Origin of the sequence: Inquilinus sp. CA228, from assembly GCF_052078665.1 — a bacterium.
Lineage (GTDB): Bacteria > Pseudomonadota > Alphaproteobacteria > DSM-16000 > Inquilinaceae > Inquilinus.
Genome location: NZ_JBQJIK010000048.1, coordinates 14,561 through 35,606 on the forward strand (window position 1 = coordinate 14,561; position 21,046 = coordinate 35,606).

14 protein-coding genes are annotated in these 21,046 nt (G+C 69.6%); 4 read left to right on the top strand and 10 right to left on the bottom strand.

Going from position 1 to position 21,046, the window contains the following annotated elements; translation table 11 throughout:
• Positions 1 to 205 precede the first annotated feature (205 nt).
• On the top strand, positions 206 to 931 hold the full coding sequence (locus ACTOWL_RS23005) for a GntR family transcriptional regulator (protein WP_441323607.1): 726 nt from the start codon (positions 206 to 208) through the stop codon (positions 929 to 931).
• Positions 932 to 946: 15 nt separating this feature from the next.
• Here the strand turns inward: ACTOWL_RS23005 and ACTOWL_RS23010 are convergent, their stop codons facing one another.
• Complete coding sequence (locus ACTOWL_RS23010; RefSeq protein ID WP_441323608.1) at positions 947 to 1,555, bottom strand: hypothetical protein; 609 nt, start codon at positions 1,553 to 1,555, stop codon at positions 947 to 949.
• A 149-nt stretch (positions 1,556 to 1,704) separates the two neighbouring features.
• On the opposite strand from ACTOWL_RS23010, the gene dinB reads away from it, so the two are divergent.
• Positions 1,705 to 2,964, top strand: a complete 1,260-nt coding sequence (gene dinB, locus ACTOWL_RS23015) for a DNA polymerase IV (RefSeq protein ID WP_441323609.1) — start codon at positions 1,705 to 1,707, stop codon at positions 2,962 to 2,964.
• Between the two features lie 3 nt (positions 2,965 to 2,967).
• Here dinB and ACTOWL_RS23020 read toward each other — a convergent pair whose 3' ends face one another.
• On the bottom strand, positions 2,968 to 3,420 hold the full coding sequence (locus ACTOWL_RS23020) for a hypothetical protein (RefSeq protein ID WP_441323610.1): 453 nt from the start codon (positions 3,418 to 3,420) through the stop codon (positions 2,968 to 2,970).
• A 578-nt stretch (positions 3,421 to 3,998) separates the two neighbouring features.
• Between ACTOWL_RS23020 and ACTOWL_RS23025 the strand changes: the two genes are divergently transcribed.
• Positions 3,999 to 6,836: a M10 family metallopeptidase C-terminal domain-containing protein gene (locus tag ACTOWL_RS23025; protein ID WP_441323611.1), complete on the top strand. Its 2,838-nt coding sequence runs from the start codon at positions 3,999 to 4,001 to the stop codon at positions 6,834 to 6,836.
• A gap of 59 nt (positions 6,837 to 6,895) precedes the next feature.
• On the opposite strand, the gene ligA is transcribed toward ACTOWL_RS23025, so the two are convergent.
• From ligA to ACTOWL_RS23055, 6 genes are all read right to left on the bottom strand, one after another.
• Positions 6,896 to 9,040: an NAD-dependent DNA ligase LigA gene (ligA, locus tag ACTOWL_RS23030; RefSeq protein WP_441323612.1), complete on the bottom strand. Its 2,145-nt coding sequence runs from the start codon at positions 9,038 to 9,040 to the stop codon at positions 6,896 to 6,898.
• Positions 9,037 to 10,716 (bottom strand): DNA repair protein RecN, encoded by a 1,680-nt coding sequence (recN, locus tag ACTOWL_RS23035; protein WP_441323613.1) that lies wholly within the window; start codon positions 10,714 to 10,716, stop codon positions 9,037 to 9,039. Before recN ends, ligA begins: the two co-directional genes overlap by 4 nt.
• A 4-nt stretch (positions 10,717 to 10,720) precedes the next feature.
• Positions 10,721 to 11,551: an outer membrane protein assembly factor BamD gene (locus ACTOWL_RS23040; protein WP_441323614.1), complete on the bottom strand. Its 831-nt coding sequence runs from the start codon at positions 11,549 to 11,551 to the stop codon at positions 10,721 to 10,723.
• 139 nt (positions 11,552 to 11,690) lie between these two features.
• Positions 11,691 to 12,656, bottom strand: a complete 966-nt coding sequence (lpxC, locus tag ACTOWL_RS23045) for a UDP-3-O-acyl-N-acetylglucosamine deacetylase (protein WP_441323615.1) — start codon at positions 12,654 to 12,656, stop codon at positions 11,691 to 11,693.
• Positions 12,657 to 12,827: 171 nt separating this feature from the next.
• Positions 12,828 to 12,956, bottom strand: coding sequence for a hypothetical protein (locus ACTOWL_RS23050; RefSeq protein ID WP_441323616.1), 129 nt, complete (start codon positions 12,954 to 12,956; stop codon positions 12,828 to 12,830).
• A 115-nt stretch (positions 12,957 to 13,071) separates the two neighbouring features.
• On the bottom strand, positions 13,072 to 16,101 hold the full coding sequence (locus ACTOWL_RS23055) for a beta strand repeat-containing protein (RefSeq protein WP_441323617.1): 3,030 nt from the start codon (positions 16,099 to 16,101) through the stop codon (positions 13,072 to 13,074).
• A 692-nt stretch (positions 16,102 to 16,793) separates the two neighbouring features.
• Here ACTOWL_RS23055 and ACTOWL_RS23060 point away from each other — a divergent pair.
• Positions 16,794 to 17,915 (top strand): helix-turn-helix transcriptional regulator, encoded by a 1,122-nt coding sequence (locus ACTOWL_RS23060; RefSeq protein WP_441323618.1) that lies wholly within the window; start codon positions 16,794 to 16,796, stop codon positions 17,913 to 17,915.
• A gap of 108 nt (positions 17,916 to 18,023) precedes the next feature.
• On the opposite strand, the gene ftsZ is transcribed toward ACTOWL_RS23060, so the two are convergent.
• Both ftsZ and ftsA read right to left on the bottom strand, forming a co-directional pair.
• On the bottom strand, positions 18,024 to 19,673 hold the full coding sequence (ftsZ, locus tag ACTOWL_RS23065) for a cell division protein FtsZ (protein ID WP_441323619.1): 1,650 nt from the start codon (positions 19,671 to 19,673) through the stop codon (positions 18,024 to 18,026).
• Between the two features lie 110 nt (positions 19,674 to 19,783).
• Entirely contained in the window at positions 19,784 to 21,046 is a 1,263-nt protein-coding gene (gene ftsA, locus ACTOWL_RS23070) for a cell division protein FtsA (RefSeq protein ID WP_441323620.1), read from the bottom strand.

The window sequence follows — 21,046 nt, forward strand, 5'->3', positions numbered from 1 at the left end:
GCCGATGGGGCGATTCCGCCGCCCGAAAGGCGCGTCGCACCCCGGCGGCCGCCTATGCTTTGGGCATGTGCATACGGAAGGACCGAAGATTGTGCACAATCCTGGATCAACAAGAATACAATCTTGAGCGGCTTCCGCGTGCATGGGATGGTGGCCCAGGACGAATCGCGGCCGCTTCGCCGCGGGACGTCGCCGGAGCGCAGGAATGGACACGATCGAGACCGTCGGCACCCTGGCCGGAACCCGCGACATCCCCGACCGCGGCGCGCGGGCGGCGGCGATCTACCGCGCGATCCTGGACGCGATCGTCGAGCACCGGCTGCCGCCGCGCACCAAGCTGTCGGAGGACGAGATCGGCACCGCCTTCGGCGTCAGCCGGACCATCGTCCGCTCCGCCCTGCAGGCGCTGGCGCATCAGCACATGGTGGTGATCGAGAAGAACCGCGGCGCCTTCGTCGCGGCGCCCACGGTCGAGGAGGCGCGCGAGGTGTTCGAGGCGCGCCGCACGCTGGAGGCCGCGATCGCCCGCCGCGCCGCCGAGCGCACCGTGCCGGCCGACATCGGGCGGCTGGAGCGGCACCTGGCCGAGGAGGCGGAGGCGCTGCGCCGGGGCGACCGGCCGCGCGCCATCCAGCTGTCCGGCCTGTTCCATCTCGGCATCGCCGAGATCGCCCGGCAGCGGGTGATGGAGCGCTTCCTGCGCGAGCTGGTGTCGCGCGCCTCGCTGGTCATCGCCCTGTACGGCCGCAGCGGCGCCTCGGCCTGCGGCAACACTGAGCATGAAGCGATCCTGCAGGCCCTGGCGCGGCACGACGCGGACCGCGCCGGCGCCGCCATGCTGGCCCATCTGACCCATATCGAGCAGGACCTCGACCTGGCCCCGGCCGAAGCCAGGCCGGTCGATCTCGCCGCAGTGCTCCGGCAGCGCTGAGGAGAGGCGGCCGCCTCACTCCAGCGAGATCATCGCGGCCCGCCGGCTGGTGACCTGGTCCCGCGCCCTGGCCTCGGATGCCGCCTTGGCGCGCCTGTGCTCCCGGTGCATCTCGAGCAAATCGGCGATCCAGCCGCCCGGGCGGAAGGCCTCGACCGTCGTCGGGCGCCAGTCGTCATAAGCGGCGCCCGCCCGGTTCACCATCGACACGCCGAACACCGGCTCGCCAGCCGACGACAGATGGGCCTCGCCATGGCTGTCGCCGCGCGGGTCCCGATGGAGCGACCGCTCCTTGAAGGTGATGCCGTAGCGTCGCCCCCGATAGGCGAAGTCGACGGCGAAGTCCTTCATATGGTCGACGACCATGTCGAGTCTGGTGAAGTCCGGCGGGACCGGCTTGGCGTGGCACGACCAGGCGGCGAAGCGGCGGACGTCCCAGACCAGCACGCACAGCGCCTCGCCGATGCCGCTGCCCTCCATGAATTGCTGCGCCTCGGCAACCTTGGCCCGGTCGGCCGCGGTGCAGGCGAGACAGGTGTCGCGCTCCTCCCGCTCGAGTTCGCCGGCTTTCTGCCTGAACTCGTCGACCAGGGACCGCCACTTCTCCAGATGAGCGTTTCCCATCGCAGCCCTCCTCCTTGGCCACATTTGAGGATGGTGCGCCATTTCCACGGGAATGCAAGGGGTTGGGTGCCAGATCGTGATGCCGGCGGCTTGACAATTTGATCGAATTGTTCCCTATTTGTTCCGAACATCCGCCTCGGAGCCGACAGGTGACGGTTGGGACCGACACGACAGCCACCATCCTCCATGCGGATCTGGACGCCTTCTACGCGTCGGTCGAGCAGTTGCTGGATCCGTCGCTGCGCGGCCGGCCGATCGCGGTCGGCGGCGGGGTGGTGCTGGCCGCCTCCTACGAGGCCAAGGCCTTCGGCGTGCGCGGCGGCATGCCGGGCCGGCGGGCGCGCGAGCTGTGCCCGGGGCTGATCTTCGTCGGCGGGCATTTCAAGGAATACCAGCGGCTGGGCGACGCCGCCATCGAGGTGCTCGGCGACTTCACGCCGCTGGTCGAGCGGATCTCGATCGACGAGGCCTTCGCCGATGTCGCCGGCTGCACCCATCTGTTCGGCCCGCCGGCCGAGATCGCCCGGACGATCCGGCAGCGGGTGCGGGCCGAGCTCGGCCTGCCGATCTCGATCGGCGTGGCCCGCACCAAGCACCTGGCCAAGATCGCCTCGCAGGTGGCCAAGCCGGACGGGCTGGTGGTGGTCGACCCGGAGGCCGAGCTGGCGTTCCTGCACGACCTTCCGGTCGAGCTGATGTGGGGCGTCGGCCCGGTCAGCAAGGCGCGGCTGGCGGAGAGCGGCGTGCACACCATCGGCCAGCTGGCGGAGATGCCGGGATGGTCGCTGGAGCGGCTGCTCGGCCGCGCGGCCGGGGAGAAGCTGTCGGCGCTGGCCTGGAACCGCGATCCGCGGGCGATCGAGACGCGGCGGCGGTCGCATTCGGCCGGGGCGCAATCCGCGCTCGGCCGGAAGCCGGCCGAGGAGCGGGTGTTCGTGCCGGCGCTGCGCCATCTGGCGGACCGGGTCGCCACCCGGCTGCGGGCCAAGTCCCGGCCCGGCCGGACGGTGACGGTCCGCGTCCGCTTCGCCGACCTGCGCTCGGTCACGCGCGCCGTGACGCTCGACGCGCCGGTCTCGGCGACCGCGATCCTGGCCGAGATCGCCGAGGAGCTGGTGCGCGGGGTCTTGGCGCAGCATCCCGGGGAGAAGACGATCTCGCTGCTGGCGATCTCGGTGTCGCATCTCGAGGACCGGCCGCAGCTGCAGCTGGAGCTGCCGCTCGGGCTCGCCGACGAGCGGCGCCGGCCCGGCACCCGCAGAGGCATGGCGCGCGGGCAGGCCGACCGGGCGATCGACGCGATCCGCGCGCGGTTCGGATGGCAGGCGGTCGGTTACGGCTCGGTCGCGCTGGGACCGTCGCGATCCGTCCCCGACGCGTTCCGCGAGCTCGCCGAGAAGGACCTCTGACCGCTACGGCGACGCCAGCCGGGTCGCCTCGGCGGCAAGCGGGTGGTTGGCGTAGGTCCGGGCGAAGTCGCGCCAGGCCTCGGCCGTGCCGGTGCGGCGGGCGGCGTCGAACGCGGCATAGACCGCGGCGTCCGGGTCGTTGGCCAGGGGGTACGCGTCCGGCGCAGGCCGCTGCTGCAGCCGGCGCCGCGCCTCGTCCGCCAGGGCCGTCTCCGGATGCCGCGCGATGAAGCGGATCAGCGCCGCATTCGAGCCGTCGTCGACCGCCCCGCGGAACTCCTGGGCGAGCACCGCCGCGTCGTCCGGCGGCCGCGCCATGCCGGCCTGCGCCACCACCCTCCCCTCCTGCAGGGCGCCGCTGTCCCGGGGAGCGACGGCCCCCTGCGCCCACCCGGGCAACGCCGCAAGCAGCACGGACAGCGCGAGGCAAATGGAGGGCCAGATCTGGACGTTCATCGATCCCGGCTCCTTCCCGGGCGCGCAGATATGCTTGGTACTGCGCAAGGCCGTCAGGGCGATAGCGACCCTTTTCCCCCAGGAATATGGCAAATGCATGAGTTCACTCGAACGTCAGTATTCAGGAATTAAATCATCACCCCTCGCCCGGTGCCACGTCAATTTGCTCATACAATTTCCGATCGGAGGTTTCCCGACGCCAGATTGACACTAGAAATAATTTTATGTATAATTGACTGAATAGGAAAAGACCGTTTGTCTTGGGACATCTTGCGATGCAATAGGACCGGCGGGAACAATCTTACGCACCAGGGCGGGATTGCAACATCTTCGCGACACAATCTCCCGACATGTTCAATCTGGGCCGAAATGCGCGAGCGAATGACGCGTTCGGACCCTGAGCGATCGTGCCTTCTGCCAACCAACAATAATCAACAAGAAGTTGCGGAGCTTCACTCAAAGGGTTGCGGATCTTCACCACGTAGGGGAGACCCGATATGATTTCGTCAGACATCCTTGAATACGGCATCTTGTCTTCCGACGGTGATCTGCTCACCGATCCGATGGCATGGACGTCGATGCGGAAATTGTCGAACGACCTGCTGTTCCACCACACATTCGCCGACGCGTCGCACCTGGACGCGGTGCTGGCCAATGGCGGCGCTCTTGCGGACGCCGTTCGCGCGGCGATCGGCGACCGGTCCGACGGCGCCATGGTCCGCACGTCGGCTGCGACCGGCGCGCCGAAGCCGGAGGAGAACGGCTCGGGCGACACCACCGCGGCCGTGGCCGCGTCCGGCAACCAGAACATCGACGGGCTGCTGAGCGGCGTCCGCTGGGCGGATGGCTTCATCACCTACAGCGATCCGAATGCGGTCAGCGACTATCAGGCCGGCCATCCCGAAGCCTTCAGCGGCTTCGCGCAGATGACGGCGCAGCAGATGATCGCCGTGCATTTCGCGCTCAACTCCGCGATCTTCACACAGCCCGTCGGGGCCTCCGGATTCGGCGTCGAAGGCTTCACCAATCTCGGCATCGACTATGCCGGCAGCGGTTCGGGGACCGGCACGATCCGCGTCGTCAACACCACCAACCCCAGCACGGCCTACGCCTACTACCCGGCCAACCAGGTCTATGGCGGCGACGCCTTCTTCGGACCCAGCGGCGACGCGCCGACGGCCGGCAACTACGACTGGCACACCGTGATCCATGAGCTCGGCCATGCGCTGGGCCTGAAGCACGGCCACGAGGCCGGCGTCTACGGCGCCCTGCCGGCCAATGTCGATTCGCAAGAATACACGGTGATGACGTACCGCACTTTCATCGGCGACGACACCAGCGGCTACAATTACGAGACCTGGGGCGCGCCCCAGACCTTCATGATGCTGGACATCGCCGCCCTGCAATACATGTACGGCGCGGACTTCACCACCAACAGCGGCAACACCGTCTATACTTGGAGCCCGACCGACGGCGATACCTTCGTCAACGGCAATATCGCCATCGCTCCGGGCGCCAACCGCATCTTCGCGACGGTCTGGGACGGCGGCGGCGTCGACACCTACGACCTGTCGAACTACACCACCAACCTGACCCTGGACCTGAACCCCGGCGGCCATTCCGTCTTCTCGTCGGGCCAGCTTGCCTATCTCGGCGGCGGCCCGAACGGCGGCTATGCCCGCGGCAACATCTTCAACGCGCTGCTGTTCAGCGGGGATTCCCGGTCCTACATCGAGAACGCCAATGGCGGGTCCGGCCATGACACCATCCGGGGCAACGCCGTCGACAACGTGCTGAACGGCAACGCCGGGAACGATTTCCTGTATGGCGGGTCGGGCACCGAGACGATCAACGGCGGCGCCGGCGACGACTGGATCGAAGGCGGTTTCAACGCCGACACCGTCAATGGCGGCGACGGCAACGACACCTTCTATGTGCGCCAGGGCGAGTTCGGCGACCACACCACCGGCGGCGCGGGCATCGACACCCTCGATCTCAGCAACTACACGACGACTTACGGCTCGATCGTGAACCTGGCCGGCGGGACCTACAACTTCTCTCCCTCCTTCGGCGGCCCCTACACCCTCACCGGGGTCGAGAACGTCAGCGGTACCCAGCTCGATGACACGATCATCGGCGACGGCAGCAGCAACACGATCCTCGGCAATAACGGCGACGACCTGATCCAGGGCGGCGACGGAAATGACACGCTGAACGGCGGCTCCGGACTGGACCTGGTCTACGGCGATGCGGGCAATGACCGCTACTACATCGAGATCGGCTGGACCGGCGGGGTCGGCGAGGCCTTCTTCGGCGGCGCCGGGGTCGACACCTTCGACGCCTCGACCGTGGCGGCCGCCTTCGCCGCCTATGTCAGCCTGCAGGACGGCCTCTTCTACATCCTGGGCTCCGGGGCCGGCCAGATCGGGCTGTCGAGCGTCGAGAACGCCATCGGCAACGACGGGGACGACCAGATCACCGGCTCCGGCGAGAACAACGTCCTGACCCTCGGCGCCGGCAACGACACGGCGTGGGGGCTGGGCGGCAACGATACCCTGGTGGGTGAGGCCGGCGACGACGTGCTTCGCGGCGGGGCCGGGGCCGACGTGCTCAATGGCGGCGCCGGCACCGACGTCGCCAGCTACTTTGAAAGCGCGGTCGGGATCAACGTCAGCCTCGCCACCGGCGTCGGCCTCGGCGGTGAAGCGCAGGGCGACACGCTGATCGGCATGGAGAACATGTCCGGCAGCCAGGCCGACGACATCCTGGTCGGGACCGCCGGCGTCAACAACCTGCAGGGACGGGTGGTCTCGTCGGCAGCGTCTGTTGTGTATACGAGAGAGGTGCTCTTTGGCGGCTCCGGCACCGACACCGCCAGCTACTTCGGCAGCGTGGTCGGGATCTCGATCAATCTCGCCGCCAGCACGGCCGGCGGCGGCGACGCCGCGGGCGACACCCTGATCGGGATCGAGAATGTCTCCGGCAGCGACGGCAATGATGGCTTGGCCGGGAACGCCGGAGCCAACACGCTGCAGGGCTGGAACGGCAACGACGTCCTCGTCGGCGCGGGCGGCACGGATACGCTGACCGGCGGCGCCGGGGCCGACCGCTTCGTCTATCAGGCGACCACGGACAGCGCGGTCGGGGTCAATGCCGACCTGATCACCGACTTCAGCCATGCCCAGGTCGACCGCATCGACCTGTCGGCGATCGACGCCAACAGCGGCCTCGCCGGCGACCAGGCCTTCACCTTCGTCGGTGCGGGCCCGTACACCGGTGTCGCCGGCCAGCTGATCTACTCGATCTCCGGCGGTGTCACCACGATCGGCGGCGACACCAACGGCGACGGCAGCTCGGAGTTCCACATCCGGCTGACCGGCGCGATCGCCCTGGTGGGGTCCGACTTCGTGCTGTGAACCAAGCTGAAGACGTCTAGCAAACGTCGGTAACCTGCGAGGCCTGAGGGGGCATCCCCTCAGGCCTCGTTCTTGTCCGGCGCCCTCTCTTCCCCCGCCCCGCCGATCAGGTCGAGCCATTCCTGCTCGGTCAGGGTGGTGACCCCGAGCTCGCGGGCCTTGGCGGCCTTGGAGCCGGCATCGGCGCCGACCACCAGATAGTCGGTCTTGCCCGAGACCGAGCCGGCGACCTTGGCGCCGAGCGATTCCGCCCGCGCCTTCGCCTCCGGCCGCGTCATCGTCTCCAGCGTGCCGGTGAACACCACGGTCTTGCCGGCCACGGCGCTGGATGCCGCGCGCGGCCGCACGAAATCCTCGATCGTCAGCTGCGCCGCGAGATCGTCCAGCACCGCGCGATTGTGCTCCTCGGCGAAGAAGGCCAGCAGGTCGTCGGCCACCGACGGGCCGATCTGGTCGATCGCGGTCAGGTCGCGCCAGGCCTCGGCCTCGCGGTCCTGCGCCGCCTCCATGCCGGCCCGCCAGGCCGCGAAGCTGCCATAGTGCCGGGCCAGCAGCTTGGCCGTCGCCTCGCCCACCTGGCGGATGCCGAGGGCGTAGATGGCGCGGTCGAGCGGGATGGTCCGCCGGGTCTCGATCGCCTCGAACAGCTTCTGCGCGCTCTTCGGCCCCCAGCCCTCGCGGTTGCGCAGCGGCGTCAGGCTGGCCTTGTCCTGCTCCTCCAGCCGGAAGATGTCGCCCGGCGTCCGGATCAGCCCGCCGGCATGGAAGGCGCGGATGTGCTTGTCGCCCAGCCCCTCGATGTCGAAGGCGTTGCGGGAGACGAAATGGCGCAGCCGCTCCACCGCCTGGGCCGGGCAGATCAGGCCGCCGGTGCAGCGGCGCACGACCTCGCCCTCCTCCCGCACCGCCAGGCTGTCGCATTCCGGGCAGCGGTCGGGGAAGACGTATTCCACCGTCCCCTCCGGCCGCCGCTCCAGGATCACCTGGACGATCTGCGGGATGACGTCGCCGGCGCGCTGCACCACCACCGTGTCGCCGATGCGGACATCCTTGCGCTTGATCTCGTCCTCATTGTGCAGCGTGGCGTTGGAGACGACGACGCCGCCGACGGTGATCGGCTCCAGCCGCGCCACCGGGGTCAGCGCCCCGGTGCGGCCGACCTGGATGTCGATCGCCTTCAGCACGGTCTGCGCCTGCTCGGCCTTGAATTTGTGCGCCGTGGCCCAGCGCGGCGCCCGGCTGACGAAGCCCAGCCGCTCCTGCCAGTCCAGCCGGTCGACCTTGTAGACCACGCCGTCGATATCGAAGGGCAGCTCCGCCCGCAGCGCCGCGATCTCGTCGTAATAGGCCAGCAGCTCCTCGGCGCTGTGGCACAGCCGCGACGGCTCGTTCAGGCGGAAGCCCCAGCCGGCGAAGCGCCGGCGGATCTCGCCGATGGTCTTGCCCAGCGGCGCCGACACCTCGCCCCAGGTATAGCCGAAGAAGCGCAGCGGCCGCGACGCGGTGATCGCGGGGTCGAGCTGGCGCAGGCTGCCGGCGGCGGAGTTGCGCGGATTGGCGAAGATCGGCTCGCCGCCCTCGGCCCTTCGGGCGTTCAGCGCCGCGAAGTCGCTGCGGTCCATATAGACCTCGCCGCGGATCTCCAGCACGTCGGGCGCATCACCCTTCAGCCGCTGCGGCACGTCCTTGATGGTCTTGACGTTGGCGGTGACGTCCTCACCCTCGCTGCCGTCGCCGCGGGTCGCGGCCTGGACGAAGCGCCCCTTCTCGTAGCGCAGCGAGCAGGACAGGCCGTCGATCTTCGGCTCGGCCATGATCGCGACCGGAAGGTCCGGATCATCGCGCAGCTCCTTGATGAAAGAGCGGACCGAGCTGAGGAAGTCGTGCACATCCTCCGGCGTGAAGGCGTTGCCGAGCGACAGCATCGGGATGGCGTGGCGGATCTTCCGGAAGCCACCGGCCGGTGCCGCGCCGACCTTGGCCGACGGGCTGTCCGGCCGGATCAGCTCGGGATACAGCACCTCCAGATCGGCGTTGCGCCGGCGCAGCGCGTCGTATTCGGCGTCCGAGACCGTCGGCGCGTCGTGCTGGTGGTAGGCGACGTCATGGCCGGCGATCTCCGCCGCCAGGGCCGCCAGCTCCGCTGCCGCCTCTTCCGGCGTCAGCGCATCGACCGGCCGGCCGCGCAGATCCTGGTCGCTCATCCCCGCCTCCCCAGCAGGCTGTCGGCCGCCGCACGCGCCTCTGCCGTGATCTTCGCCCCGGACAGCATCCGGGCGATCTCCTCACGCCGCTCCTCCGCCGTCAATCCCGCCACCTGGGTGACCACGGCCCCGCCGCGATCGGCCTTGCGCACCTGCCAATGGTGGTCGGCACGGGCCGCCACCTGCGGGCTGTGGGTCACCACCAGCACCTGCACCTGCTGCCCGAGGCGCTTCAGCCGCTCGCCCACCGCGTCGGCCACGGCGCCGCCGATGCCGGCATCGACCTCGTCGAAGATCATCGACGGCAGGGTGCCGGGCGTGCCGCGCTGATGCACCAGCACCACCTTGATCGCCAGCATGAAGCGGGCGAGCTCGCCGCCCGAGGCGATCTTGCCGATCGGCCCCGGCGGGCTGCCGGGATTGGCCGCGACCAGGAAGGTGACGCGGTCGAGCCCGGCCGGGCCCCAGTCCGATTCCGCCAGCCGCTCGACCTCGGTGACGAAGCGGGCGCGCTCCATCTTCAGGGGCGGCAGCTCGGCCTTCACCGCCGCATCCAGCTTCGACGCCGCCTTGCGCCGGGCCTTGGACAGCGCCTCGCCGGCCTGGACATAGGCGGTGCGGCTCGCGGCGGCCGCCGCGGCCAGCCGCGCCAGCACCGCCGCCCGGTCCTCGACCAGCGCCAGCCGCTCGGCGAACTGCCGGCGCAGCTCGGGCAGCGCCTCGGTCTCCACCCCGTGCTTGCGGGCCAGGGAGCGCAACGCGTAGAGCCGGTCCTCGAGCCGTTCCAGTTCGCCGGCGTCGAGGTCGATGTCGGCGGAGAAGCGCTCGATCGCCGTGACGGCCTCGGCGGCCTCGTCCAGGGCGCGGCCGAGCTGGTCCAGGATCGGGTCGAGGCGGCCGGCGGCGCGGTCGGCGATGCGCTGCAGCGCTCGCTGCGCCGCCACCAGCGCCCGCTCGGCGCCGCGGTCGCCGGACAGCTCGGAGAGCGCGGCGGTGACGCCCTCCATCACCTTCTCGCGATGCTGCAGCAGGGCGCGGCGCTCGGCCAACTGCGCCTCCTCCCCCGGCTCGGGCGCCAGCGCCTCCAGCTCCTCGACCGAATGGCGCAGGAAACCCTCCTCGGCCTGGGCCCGCTCGGCCTCGGCCAGCGCCTCCTGCTGCCGCCGCTGGGCCGCGCGCCAGGAATCCCAGGCGGTGGCGCAGCCCGCCGCCAGCGCTTCGGCGCCGGCATAGGCGTCGAGCACATCGCGATGGGTCCGGGGGTCGAGCAGGCCCTGGGTCTCGAACTGGCCGTGCACCTCGACCAGCCCGGCGCCGATCTGGCGCAGCAGGCCGATCGACACCGGCTGGTCGTTGACGAAGGCCCGGCTGCGCCCGTCGGCGCCGACGCTGCGGCGCAGCACCAGCGTGTCGTCGACCGGCAGCTCCTGCCCGGCCAGCAGCGCCTTCACCGGATGGCCGTCGGGCAGCAGGAACTCGGCGCTGACGGTCGCGGCCTCGGCGCCGTGCCGCACCAGCCCGGAGTCGCTGCGGCCGCCGAGGGCGAGGCCGAGCGCGTCGAGCAGGATCGACTTGCCGGCCCCGGTCTCGCCGGTCAGCGCCGACAGGCCTTCGGCAAAGCCAAGCGAGAGCTGTTCGATCAGAACCACATTCCTGATCGAAAGTCCGGCCAGCATGGGATCAGAATATCGATTCGAGGGTGCGGTCGAAGAAGTCCTTGTCGTCGGGCGGGCGGATGCCGGATCCGGTCAGCAGCACATAGGCGTCCTGGTACCAGGGGTCGCCAGGATAGTTGTGGCCGAGCACCGCCGCGACGTGCCGCGCCTCCTCCTTCAGCCCGAGCGCGACATAGGCCTCGACCAGCCGCTCCAGCGCCTCCGGCACCTGGCTGGTGGTCTGCCAGGTCTTGACCACGCTGCGGAAGCGGTTGATCGCCGCGTTGTACTCGCCGCGCTTCAGGTAGAAGCGGCCGATCGCCATGTCCTTGCCGGCGAGCTGGTCGTAGGTCAGGTCCAGCTTCAGCTTGGCGTCGCGGGCGTAGTCGCTGCTCGGGAAGCGGGTGATGACGTCGTTCAGCGCATTCGTCGCCAGCTGGGTGATGCGCTGGTCGCGCTCCACATCCGAGATCCGGTCGTAGTAGCACAGCGCCTTCAGGTAATAGGCGTAGGACAGCTCCTCGCTGCCCGGATGCAGGCTGATGAAGCGGTCCAGCGCCACGATCGCGCCGTCATAGTCGCCGCGCTGGTAGCTGGCATAGGCCGACATCAGCTGGGCCTTGGTCGCCCACGTCGAATAGGGGTGCTGCCGCTCGACCTCGTCGAACCGGGTCGATGCCGTCTTGAAGTCCCGTTCGTCGAAGGCCTGCTGCGCCTGGGAATACAGCGCCTCCGGCGGCTGGTCCGCGGCCGGCTTGGCGGTGTCGGAGGAGGAACCGCCGCAGGCGGTGAGAAGAACGGCCGGCAGGACGAGCCCGACCCGCGCCAGGTGGCGAAACTGCAGACGCTTGTTCACTCGATCATCGCCTTCGGTTCTGTCCGGGCCCCTATATACCCACCCCGAACGCGAATGGCGAGACGCCTTCCCGCGGGCAGACGCACGTCGCCCCTCGACGGCAAACCGAGGAGGGGCGACGGCGGCAAGCGGAACGGGATCAGGCGGCGTTGGCGGTGGGCAGCGCAGCGGCGGCCGGCGCGGACCGGGCCCAGGGCTCCGCCGCGGTCTCGGCGCCGAAGCTGGTGTCGTAGCACCAGGCGGTGTCGTCGGCGAACAGCGCCCGCAGCAGTTGGTTGTTCAGCGCGTGGCCGGCCTTGTAGCCGTGGAAATGGCCGAGGATCGGGGCGCCGGCGAGATACAGGTCGCCGATCGAATCGAGGATCTTGTGGCGCACGAACTCGTCTTCGTAGCGCAGGCCCTCGGCGTTCATCACCCGGTCGCCGCTGACCACGATCGCGTTCTCCAGCGACCCGCCGAGCGCGAGGCCGTGGCGGCGCAGCGCCTCGACCTCCTGGGCGAAGCCGAAGGTGCGGGCGCGGGCGATCTCGGTCTTGAAGTTGCCGTTCGCCAGCCGGATCAGGCCTTCCTGATGCGCGATCGCGCGGCTCGGGAAGTCGATCTCGAAGCTGAAGGTGGTGCTGGCCGACGGCGTCAGCCGGGCCCAGCGGTCCTCGGCCGTGACCTCGACCGGGCGCAGCACGCGGATGCAGCGGCGCAGTGCCGGCTGGCTGACCAGCCCGGCGCATTCGATCAGGAACACGAAGGGGGCGGCGCTGCCGTCCATGATCGGCACTTCCGGGCCGTTCAGCTCGACCACCGCATTGTCGACGCCGCAGCCGCGCAGCGCCGCCATCAGATGCTCGATGGTGCCGACGGTGATGCCTTGGGTGTTGCTGATGACGGTGCACAGCCGGGTGTCGGTCACCTTGTCCCAGCGCGCAGTGATGCTGCGCCGGCCCTGGGGGACGTCGGTGCGCACGAAGACGATGCCGGTGTTGATCTCACCGGGGCGCAGCACCATGGTGACGTCCTGGCCGCCATGCAGGCCGACGCCGGTGCACTTGATCGCGGTCTTCAGCGTCTTCTGCGTTGCCGCACCCGATTCCGCCGAGAGATGAGCCACGATTGGGGTGTCCTTCGCTTCGCTTAACATGCGCTTCGCAGCACAAAGTGCTGACAAAGCTTCCCTTTCGGGACGAAGGCACCCTAGACCTCCCGACGCGCCAGAAAAAATCACACTTTGTTTCGGACTGTTACGTTCGCTCGTGCCGCAGAAGATTGCGCGCCGGTGCGGTCAGGGCAGCGTCACCATCAGCACGGTGGCCGAGATGGTCGCCCCGCCCACCACCAGGGTGAAGCCGAGCCCGGAGCTCCACAGCAGCACCGCGATCGTGCCGAAGGTCACCGCCACTACTGGAATCATCCCTCCCCTCCGTGTCTATACACACTGTCCAGGTCTCGCAGTGCCCGCCGAGGTCCGGGCCCGGCACCGGAGAGACGGGCCGTCGAGGCCCGCCTCCCGATGCCGGACCGGTCCGTCAGAGCACGAAGTCGCCGGCCACGAGAGCGACGTTGCCGGTGAGCTGGATGTGGAAGTCGGACACCTTGTCGCCGTTGACGTCGCCGGCGATGGTGGTGACGCCGCTCACCTGGGAGTAGCGCAGCTGCCCGGCGACGCCGGTGTAGAGCCCGGCGCCGATGAAGCTGAAGGCCTGGTTGCCGGCCGCGGCGGTGTTGGCGTCGATCGCCGCCAGGTCGATGCGGTCGGCCTGGGCGTGGCTGAAATCGGTGATCCGGTCCGCATTCGCCCCGACGGCGCTCTCCGCGATCGCCGCGTAGATGAAGCGATCCGCCCCGGTGCCGCCGCTCAGGGTGTCGAGCCCGGCGGCGCCGCGGAGCACGTCGTTGCCGCCATATCCGGACAGCAGGTTCGCCCCGGACGAACCGGTCAGCGTGTCGGCGCCCAGGTTGCTGCCATTGACGTTCTCGATGCCGGTCAGGACATCGCCCTGGGCCTCACCGCCGACGCCGGTGCCCGCGGTCAGGTTGACCGTCACGCCGGCGGCGGCGGTGTAGTAGGTGGCGGTGTCGATGCCCACCCCGCCATCCAGCCGGTCCGCTCCCGCCCCACCGCGGAGCACGTCGTTGCCGCCAAATCCGGACAGCAGGTTCGCCCCGGACGAGCCGATCAGCGTGTCGCCGCCCAGATTGCTGCCGTTGACGTTCTCGATGCCGATCAGGACATCGCCCTGGGCCTCGCCGCCGACGCCGGTGCCCGCGGTCAGGTCGACCGTGACCCCGGTGGTGGCAGCATAGTAGCTGGCGGTGTCGCTGCCCGTCCCGCCGTCCAGCCGGTCGATCCCGCCCGCGCCGCGGAGCACGTCGTTGCCCTCGTAGCCGCTCAGGACATTGTTCGAGGCATTGCCGGTGAGGGTGTCGCCCCCCAGCCCGCCATTGACGTTCTCGATGCCGGAATAGCTGTCGCCCTGGGCCTCGCCGCCGCTGCCCGTCCCGGTCGTCAGGTTGACCGTCACCGCGCCGGCCAGGCCGTAATAGGTGGCGATGTCGACCCCGGCGCCGCCGACCAGCTGGTCGGCCCCGGTACCGCCATCGAGCACGTCATTGCCGGCATCGCCATCGAGCCGGTCGTTGCCGGCATTGCCGCGGAGGATATTGGTGATGTCCGAACCGATCAGGGCATCGCTGCCCCAGCCGCCGGTCGCATTCTCGACGAACTCGAACTCGTCGCCCTCGGCATTGCCGCCGCTGGCGCTGCCCGTCCCCAGATTGATCGAGACGCCGGCCGTGTCCTCGCTGTAGGTCATCGTGTCGATGCCGTTGCCGCCGCTCAACCCGTCGGCTCCGGTGCCACCGCGCAGCACATCGTCGCCATCCTCGCCATACAGGCTGTCGGCGCCGGCCCCGCCTTCGAGCGTATCATCGCCGGTTCCGCCGTAGAGATCGTCATCCGCGTCACCGCCGCTGAGGGCGTCGTCGCCGGCCTCACCGAACAGATCGTCAAGGCCGCCGGCGCCGACGAGGATGTCGTTTCCGTCGTTGCCGATGATGTCGTCCCCACCGCCGGCGCCGGTGATGACGTCGTCTCCGGAGCCGGCGCTGAAGTACATTGCCTCGATGTTGATCGCCCGCGAGCCGTCGCTGGCGGCCGCGCCGTTCAGGGTGAAGCGGAGATCGGCCGAGGAGTAATAGCGATTCATTCTCAGAAAGTCATTGCCGGAACCACCATCGACGATGTCGATCCCGCCGGTGGTCAAGATCAGGTCGTCGCCGGCGCCGCCGTTCAGCCGATCATTGGCGCCTTCATCGCTGATGACATTGAGATCTTCGTCAAAGAGCAGGTCCGCGCCGTCACCGCCATTGAGCGTGTCGTTGCCGTCGCCGCCCGTCAGCGTGTTGGCCGCGATATCACCGGTCAGCGTGTCGTCGAACTGGCTGCCGATGACATTCTCGATCCCGAGCAGCTGGTCGCCCTGTGCTTCACCACCAGCTCCGGTGCCGGCCAGCAGATTGACCGTGACCCCGGCGCCACTGTTTTCATAGTGTGCCGTGTCGATGCCGGCATCGCCGTGCAGATTGTCGGCGCCGGCCCCGCCCCACAGATTATCGTTGTCGTTGCCGCCGTTCAGGCCGTCATTGCCGTCTCCACCGAGGAGAGTGTCGTTGCCGCCCTCGCCCTTGAGCCAGTTGTTCCCCGACGATCCCGTCAGGGTGTCGTTGTATTGGGAGCCCTGGAGATGCTCGATGTCGGAGCCGACGGTGTCGCCCGAGGCGTCGCCGCCGGAGCCCGTTTGCCCGATCGTGACCGTCACGGCGCCCGCGCTGCCGAGATAGATCGCCCAGTCGATGCCGGCGCCGCCGATCAGGACATCCGCGCCGCCCTGGCCGGCGAGATAGTCGTCGCCGTCGCCGCCTTCGAGCCTGTCGCTGCCGACATCGCCGTACATGTCGTCGGTCCCGGTCCCGCCGCGGATCACGTCATCTCCGATCCCGCCGCCGATGGAGTCGTCGCCGTCCTCACCCTCCAGTGTATCATTGCCGTCATCGCCGTTGATGATATCCCGGTCGAGGCCGCCATAGATGGTGTCGTTGTCGGCACCGCCACGCAGGTCATCGATGCCTTCGTCGCCGTACAGCGTGTCCGCGCCCGCACCGCCGGCAAGGGTGTCATTGCCGAGGTTGCCGCCGAGAGAATCGGCTCCGGCGTCGCCGCCGATGTCGTCGTCGTCGTCGCCGCCGTTGATGAAGTCGTCCCCGTCGCCGCCCTCGATGCCGTCGGTGCCGGCGCCGCCATCGATGACATCGTTGCCGCTGCCGGCCACGATCAGGTCATAGCCTTCGCCCCCACTGATCTCGTCGTTGCCATCGCCGCCAAGGATCAGATCGTCGCCAAGCCCGCCGGAAATATCGTCATTTCCGGTCCCGCCATCGATCCCGTCGTGGCCGCCGTTGCCCAGGATCGTGTCGTGGCCGCCGAGACCGACGATGTCGTCGTTGTTGCCGGTGCCGTTGAGCGTGTCGTTGCCCGGTGTGCCAAAGATTTCCGCCATGGGTCTCTCCTCGAATGCTGCGCGCAGGCTCGCCTTGCGGCCCGCGCCGATGGGGTTGGGTCCGGCCGCGCCCCGCACGGCGCGGCCGGGCACGGCGGGTCTCCCGACCGGGAGTCCGTGCCGCGCTTGGTGGCGGCGACGGCCGGATGGGCCGCCGATGCCGCCGGTGGTGTTCGCTTGGGTCCCGCTGTCCGGGACATGCGCCTCAGCCGGTCGCCCGCGATGTCGTCGCATCCCGGGTCGCCGGCGGACCGCCGTCGTCTTTCCGGCATCCGACACGCCGAAGCGTTCAGAACGCCGTCGCTGATCTTTGCTTCACCGCCCTCCGCGGCATGACATGCCGTCCGTTGCGTGGGATCGACTAAGGCCCTACACCGGCGTGTCATTGGGCCAATAGTCCCAAATGTTAGTATCGCAAGCGCGGAATCGAACTTTCTTGATGATTCCGCAATGTTGCCGCAAATTTGGTTATCCAATGCCCCCGGACTGCCGACATCGGCACACAATGATGCGGCACAGGTAAAGTAGCAGTCCTAGACAACATACGTTCGGAGGGTTGTTATCATGGTTCTGCGGCGCTCGTTTTTTGAAGTATCTTTCGCCGTCACCGCCCGCGGACCTTCGATACTGCTGGTCAGAACCGGGAATCGGGACGAATTCGAACCCGGGCCTTGCCGGCGGATGCCCTTCCGTTGACCGGGCAGGCCGAGGCCATCCTCCGGACGGTCGAGCGCATCTATGACAGCGCCTTCGAGCCCGATGCCTGGACGCAATGCCTGGATGCCGTGCGCGACCTGATGGGCGCGGAGCACGCCATCTTCCACCGCACCGTCCAGGGCGCCGTGGTCACCAGCGTCAGCTGCCAGCGTCTGACCGGGGTGATGGAGCAGGTCTCGCACCGCATCAGCGACCCGTTCTTCATCGACCATATCGACCGGCTGCCGGTCGGCCCCGCGGTCGCGCAGACCAGCTACATCTCGATGGAAGCCTTCGCCCGGACCGACTACTACAACACCGTCGTCCGCCCGATCGGGGGCGGCCAGGCCGCCGTCGCCCTGCCATGGCGCAACGGCAGCGACGTGGCGAGCATCATCGTCTGCCGGCCGCTGGCCGCCGACCGATTCACGCGTGACAATCTGCGGGTGCTCGACCTGCTCACGCCGCATCTCGCCACCGCGGGCCGGCTGGCGCGCCGGCTGGCCATGGAGCAGGCGGTGGTCGATGCGATGGGGATCGGCGTGGTGCTGGTCGATCGCGCGGCGGCGCCGATCCACATGAACCCGCAGGCGGAGGCGTTCATCGCCGCGGCCGACGGCCTCTCCGTCTCGTCACGGCGCCTGGTGGCCGGGACCGCGGCCGAGACCAGGATGCTGCACGAAGCGGTCGCCGCCACGGCGATGACCCGGTCGGGCATCGCGGCGGCGGATTCGACGATCCGCTGGGTCGCCAACCGGCGGATCCAGGTCCCGATCCGCCGCCGCGTGCCGAAATGCCCCCTGGTCCTCACCATCATCCCGGCGAATGCCCTGGAGCAGAAGCTGGGCCTGGATCGCCCGGCCGAGGCGGCGATCCTGATCTCCGACCCGTCCATCACCCATTCCGGCGGGATGGAGCAGTTGATCTCGCTGCACGGGCTGACCCGGCGCGAGGCCGAGCTGGTGTCCCTGATCGTCGACGGCGTCCGTCTGGCGGAAGCGGCGGAGATCCTGGACATCACGGTCGGGACGGCGCGGCAGTACCTGAAATCGGTGTTCTCGAAGACCGGCGCCGAGAGCCAGGCCGACCTGGTCCGCCTGGTGCTGCGCGGCTACTGACGCCAAGAAAAAAGCCGCCCACGCGAGGCGGGCGGCCGAGGCACAGAAAAATCCCCACCGGCCGCGAGGGGAGCTTGCGGCCGGTGGAAGCGGTGGAACGAACCGGCCTCAGTTCGCCTGGCGGCGGAGGAAGGCCGGGATGTCGAGCGCGTCCTCGTCGCTGCGCGGCAGCGGAGCGCGGCCGGCATCGATCGCCAGGCGCTGCTGCGCCACCGGACGCGGCGCCTCGGGGGCCCGTGGCGGCTCGGCCGCGCGCGGCGCCAGCTCCTGGCGCAGCGTCGGCTCGTGATGCGACTCCGGCTGCGGCTGCTCCTCTTCCCGCAGCAGGCCGGTGACCCGCCGGAACAGGCCCAGCTTCTTGCGCCCTTCCGCCGGGGCGGCCGGAGCCGCCTCGGCCGGGCGCGGCGCCGCCGCCTGCGGGGCCGCCATCGGGGCCGGACGCGCCGCGCCGAAGCCCGGGCGCGCCCCCGCCGACATCGCCGCCGGGGCCCGGGCCTGCTGCACCGCCGGCTCCTGCATCTCGGCGACCGCCGGCTCGGCCTCGTCCTCGTAGTCCGGCTCCGGTGCCGCCTCGACCGGGGCGGCCGCCGCCGGGGTCTGCGGCTCGACCGCAGCCGGAGCGACCGGCTTCGGCGCCGGCTGGGCCATGGCGAAGCGCTGCGGCGTCACCGCCGCCGGGCGGGCGGGCATCATCGGCTGCGGCGCCACCGGGGCGACCGCCGGCTGCTGCGGCTTGGCGGCACCGGGCAGCGTGGTGGTGCTGTAGGTCTGCGGCCGCGCCGCCTGGTTGATCGCCATGTCGATGCCGGTGGCGACCACCGACACCCGGACCTTGCCCTCCATGGTCTCGTCGAAGGTCGAGCCGAAGATGATGTTGGCGTCGGGGTCGACCTCGTCGCGGATGCGGTTGGTCGCCTCGTCGACCTCGTACAGGGTCATGTCGAGGCCGCCCGTGATGTTGATCAGGACGCCCTTGGCCCCCTTCATCGAGATGTCGTCGAGCAGCGGGTTCGAGATCGCGGCCTCGGCGGCGCTGATCGAGCGACGCTCGCCCTCGGCCTCGCCGGTGCCCATCATCGCCTTGCCCATCTCGGCCATCACCGTGCGGATGTCGGCGAAGTCGAGATTGATCAGGCCCGGCTGCACCATCAGGTCGGTGACGCCGCGCACGCCCGAATGCAGCACCTCGTCCGCCATCCGGAAGGCGTCCGCGAAGGTCGTCTTCTCGTTGGCGATGCGGAACAGGTTCTGGTTCGGGATGATGATCAGGGTGTCGACATACTGCTGCAGCTCCTGCAGCCCCTGCTCGGCCATGCGCATGCGGTGCGCGCCCTCGAAGTGGAAGGGCTTGGTCACCACGCCGACGGTCAGGATGCCCTGCTCGCGCGCCGCCCGGGCGATCACGGGTGCCGCACCGGTGCCGGTGCCGCCGCCCATGCCGGCGGTGATGAACACCATGTGGGCGCCGTCGAGATGGGCGACGATGAGCTCCATCGCCTCCTCGGCCGAGGCCCGGCCGATGTCCGGCCGCGACCCGGCGCCGAGGCCCTGGGTCAGCCCGGCGCCGAGCTGGATCCGCTTCTGCGCCGCGGAGCCGGCCAGCGCCTGCGCGTCGGTGTTGGCCACCACGAATTCGACCCCGGCCAGGTTGGCCCGGATCATGTTGTTGACGGCGTTGCCGCCGGCGCCGCCGACACCAACCACGGTGATCCGCGGCTGGAGGCTGATATCACCCTGCGGGATGCTGAGATTGATCATGTCGATGCTCCCCTACTGTCCCCTATTCACCCGGTCCGCTTCCATCCGTCCGATCCGTGCTCCCGGCATCGCCCCGGATGGGCGGGCGTGCCGGGTTTATTGGTCTCTGCTCAGAGGTTGTCACGGAACCACCCTCCGATCCGGCTGAGGAAGCCGCCGCCCGCGGCGCCGGTCTCCTCCAACCCCGGGCCCGAGCCGACCAGGTCGGCAGGCCCCGAAATGGCGTAGGCCAGGAGGCCCGTCGCCGTCGAAAAGCTCGGCCCCGCGGTCGCCTCGGCCAGGCCGTCGAGGCCCAGCGGGCGGCCCATGCGGACCTGCTTGTCCAGCACCAATTGCGCCAGCTCGCGCGCGCCCTGCAGCTGCGAGCCGCCGCCGGTCAGCACCACGCGGCGGCCGAAGGCCTTGTCGAAGCCGCTGGCCTCGAGCCGCGAGCGCACCATCTCGAAGATCTCCTCCATCCGGGGCTGGATGATCCCGGTCAGCAGGCTCTTCGGCACATGGGTCGGCTGGCTGTCCTCTTCCTCGCCGACCTGCGGCACGTCGATCACCTCGCGGTCGTCGGCGACCGAGGGCAGGGCCGAGCCGTACAGGGTCTTCATTCGCTCGGCGTGGACGACCGGGGTGGTCAGGCCGCGGGCGATGTCGTTGGTGACATGGGCGCCGCCGACCGGCAGGCAGTCGGCGAACACCAGCCGGCCCTCGATGAACACCGCCAGCGAGGTGGTGCCGCCGCCCATGTCGATCACGGTGCAGCCCAGCTCGCGCTCGTCCGGCACCAGGCAGGCCAGGCCCGAGGCGTAGGGCGAGAGGATGACGCTCTCGACCTCGAGATGGGCCCGGTTGACACAGCTGGTCAGGTTGCGCACCGCGCCGGTGTTGGCGGTGATCAGGTGCAGGTCGATGCTCAGGGACTCGCCGACCATGCCGCGCGGGTCGCGCACGCCGCGGACCTCGTCGAGGCCGTAGCTGATCGGCACGGCGTGGATCACCTCGGCGTCGGTGGCGATGCTGCCGTTGAAGGCGCGGGCGGCGCGGCGCAGGTCGTTGTCGGTGACCTCGCGGCCGCCGACCGGCACCTGGAGCGACAGGCTCTGCGACGCCGGATGGCCGCCGGAAAGGTTGACGATCACCTCGTTGACGGTCTCGCCGGCCATCTGCTCGGCCGCCTGCACCGCCAGGGCGATGGTCTTCTCCGCCGCGTCGAGTTCGACGATCGAACCGGCGCGGACACCGCGGCTGGCCTGGTGGCCGATGCCGATGACCTGGGCCTTGCCCTCGTCGACCACGCGGGCGATGAAGCACACGACCTTGGTCGTGCCGAGATCGACCGCGGCGACGATCGAGCCCCTGGCGCGGGTGCGGGGGCGGCGCAT